At 32.1% G+C, this 3,162-nt stretch carries 3 protein-coding genes; all 3 read right to left on the reverse strand.

What is annotated here, in order from left to right; translation table 11 throughout:
• Nucleotides 1–125: 125 nt before the first annotated feature.
• Nucleotides 126–899 (reverse strand): exodeoxyribonuclease III, encoded by a 774-nt coding sequence (xth, locus tag HPY60_11750; GenBank protein NPV51849.1) that lies wholly within the window; start codon nucleotides 897–899, stop codon nucleotides 126–128.
• A gap of 8 nt (nucleotides 900–907) precedes the next feature.
• Complete coding sequence (locus tag HPY60_11755; protein ID NPV51850.1) at nucleotides 908–2,092, reverse strand: HD domain-containing protein; 1,185 nt, start codon at nucleotides 2,090–2,092, stop codon at nucleotides 908–910.
• Between the two features lie 10 nt (nucleotides 2,093–2,102).
• A partial coding sequence (locus HPY60_11760; protein NPV51851.1) for a class I tRNA ligase family protein occupies nucleotides 2,103–3,162 on the reverse strand: 1,060 nt, incomplete at its 5' end.

The following is a 3,162-nucleotide window of genomic DNA, read 5'->3' on the forward strand; positions in this document are numbered from 1 at the left end:
TGCCATTACAAAGGCTCCGGTGCTGGCCCCTAAAATTATAATTAGTACAAGAGTAAGAAAATATTTATTCGTAGTATCACCCTATTAAATATGGGTGTCCAGTTATTTAAGTCGTTTTATAGGATTTAAAATAATAATTCAATTCCTATTGGGCAATGATCTGACCCATATATATCCTTCATTATAAAAGCCGAGTTTAGCTTTTCAATTAAATTATTACTTATGTAGAAATAATCAATTCTCCATCCAACATTTCTCTCTCTTGCTTTACTTTTATAGTCCCACCAGCTGTAATTATTCGGATCTTTGTTAAAATACCTGAATGTATCGATAAATCCTATTTCTAAGAATTTGTCAATCCATGCTCTTTCTTCGGGCAAGAAACCAGATATCTTCTCATTTTCTTTTGGTCTTGCAATATCAATTTCCTTGTGCGCTGTGTTTACATCTCCACATACTACTATATTCTTACCTTGATCAAGCAAATTTTTAGTATACGCTAAGAACATTTCATAAAAATCCATTTTATACTGGAGCCTTTCACTTGACATCTTTCCATTAGGAAAATATACATTTAATAAAATAAATTCTGGATATTGAAGAATTAATGCCCTCCCTTCAGCGTCAAATTTAGTTACACCAAAGTTAGTCTTTACAGATAATGGTTTTTCTTTTGAATACACCCCTACGCCACTGTAGCCTTTACGTTCTGGAGAAGAAAAAAATGAATTATACTTTGATATCTCTTTTAAGTCATTTGGAATATCTTCCTCTCGCCCCTTTGTTTCTTGTATACATAGTATATCTAGATTATTTTTTTCTATGAACTCTATAAATCCTTTTTTTGCGACTGAACGAACTCCATTTACATTCCAGGACACAATTCTAAAATTTTTCATAAAGACACCTAATCAAAATCAGCATATATTTCTCCAAAGTTTATTCCAGAAGTTATTGGATTCTTCTCAGATTCAAATTTTAGAGACCATCTTGCTTTCTGTAATTCTGGGCTAGCACTACCGTTCTTAATCGCTTCGTATGCTTCTATGAAGGCAGATATTTTGTCAATGGCTTTGACAAGTTTACCATCTCTTGGAGAATATTTGTCATGATTATATTTCGTTCCAACATCTACTGAAATAATCTCAGGTTTTTCCTTAATATGGATAATATTCTCAAATTCATTCTCGGTGTACATCCGGATTTCATCGTGCCATTCTTTTGGGATTAAGGGATATACTTTCTCTTCCATCTGTTCTTTTTCATACCCTTTGATTAATCCTTCTAGACCTTCAACAGACCTCTTAAGAGGAGAATGAATGTCTTTTGTCAGGACTTCAGGTAAATCGTGAAAGAGCCCTGTGAAAAAATTATTTATTCTCCTCTTTTCACATGCCCCCATTTCCAGTGAGAAAAGATAGGATAAGATGGCAACGTACATCATGTGCCCAAGTACCGATGTTTTTGGAACTCTGTGTACATGTGCCCATCTAGCTTGGAATCTAAGTTGACCTGCAAATCCAATGAATCTACCGAATTTAGTATATGCGCCAGCTTTAATACCCTCGAGATCATAGTATCTATTCTGTTTTTGTTGAAGATCTCTCTCAATTGCAATCATTTCATAATCATGCGAATTCAATTGTTTTATTATGTCGAATTCCCATCTAGTTGCATAAAAATGTGCTCCGCTAAGGATTCTTTTGTTCAATGTATTATCACTATCTTTAAAATAATCTCTAAATCTTTCCGAAAATTCATCTCCCAAGGGAGATATTACAGGTTCTAGTTCTTTGAATACCCATTGATTTAGTTTTCTATATTTTTCTTCATCTTTTTTGAATTCATAAAGGAGTGTGGGTTTAAGGTCAGTAATAACAATTCTTTGTAGAAGTTCAAATATTCCGCCTTCGATTATTTCTATCCAGTTGAACTCACTTTTTTTTTCTTCATACTTTCCTAAGACATAAGCAATTATCATTTTATGTCCTTGTTTGTCAAGTTCTACAAGTTCTAAAGGCCTTATTTTATCGTTCCATCTTTGCATATATGCCGAATCAAAAATTCTTAATAACAGGGATTTTCTAATCATAATAACACTTCTAACTTGTAAAAATCACCTTCAATACTTCATCTATTTTATGTATTTTAGTGGAGATGATTTCTGAATCATTATCGCTAATCCTATTTTTCTTTTTAAGTGAGTACAGTGTTTTTGTAATTTCATGAACACTATCAAATGCCTTTTTTACATTTAAATCATTACTCATATTTTCTTCAAATTCATGAGATAAATCTTCTATTAATCTAGAAACTTCAGACGAAGAATTTTGAATATTATTTATTGTCACTATGTAGTTAATCATTTCGGAAAATTCATTAAGTTTTTTTGAAGCTTTTTCAAATTTGTAAAAAGTGAAGTTCATCCTTTCGCTGTAGTGAGAATATATTAAAAAAAATCTTATTTCTCTAGTCGTGTACCCTTTTTGGAGAAGGTCTTCAATATATAATATATTATTTTTCCTTTTTGACATCTTTTTTCCATTAACAAATAGGTGGTGGCCGTGCAACCAGTAAGGGCAAAAATCTTCTCCAGAGTAACTTTCCATTATAGCAATGTTATAGTCATGGTGCATCAATCTATTATCTATCCCTCCACAACATATATCAACTTTTTTGCCTAGTACGTGAAGTATAATTCCCGGGTCTTGAGCGTTCCATGCTGGCCAACCTCTACCTATGGGGGCATCCCAACATGGATATCTTTCGTCTTTACATGAATGCCATAAAATGAAGTCTCCTAAGTTCCAAATATTATTTGAATAATTGTCTCTTTTAAATCGAATTTTCTTTTTAGGCCACTTGGACATATCAAGCCCATACAGTTTCCCAAATCCCTTAAATTTAATAGGCTCAAAATATATATCGTCTTTATAGTAGTATGCATATCCCTTTTCTAATAATTTTGAAATAATCTTAATTGCATCCTCTACTGTTTCTGTAGATCTTACTATATATGTGGGCGTCTTAATGTTAAGAAGTTTTATTTCATCATGAAATATATCCGCTATTTTTTTTGTCAATTCGTTTACGGATATTCCTTTACTTTTAGCTTCTTCAATTGCTTTATCTTCAATATCTGTAAAATTCATTAATCTCGTC

The organism is Methanofastidiosum sp. (assembly GCA_013178285.1).
Taxonomy (GTDB): Archaea; Methanobacteriota_B; Thermococci; order Methanofastidiosales; family Methanofastidiosaceae; genus Methanofastidiosum.

Excerpts from the sequence above, each read along its gene's own strand:
- xth (NPV51849.1), bottom strand. The coding sequence starts at position 899 with ATGAAAAATTTTAGAATTGTGTCCTGGAATGTAAATGGAGTTCGTTCA.
- HPY60_11755 (NPV51850.1), bottom strand. The coding sequence starts at position 2,092 with ATGATTAGAAAATCCCTGTTATTAAGAATTTTTGATTCGGCATATATG.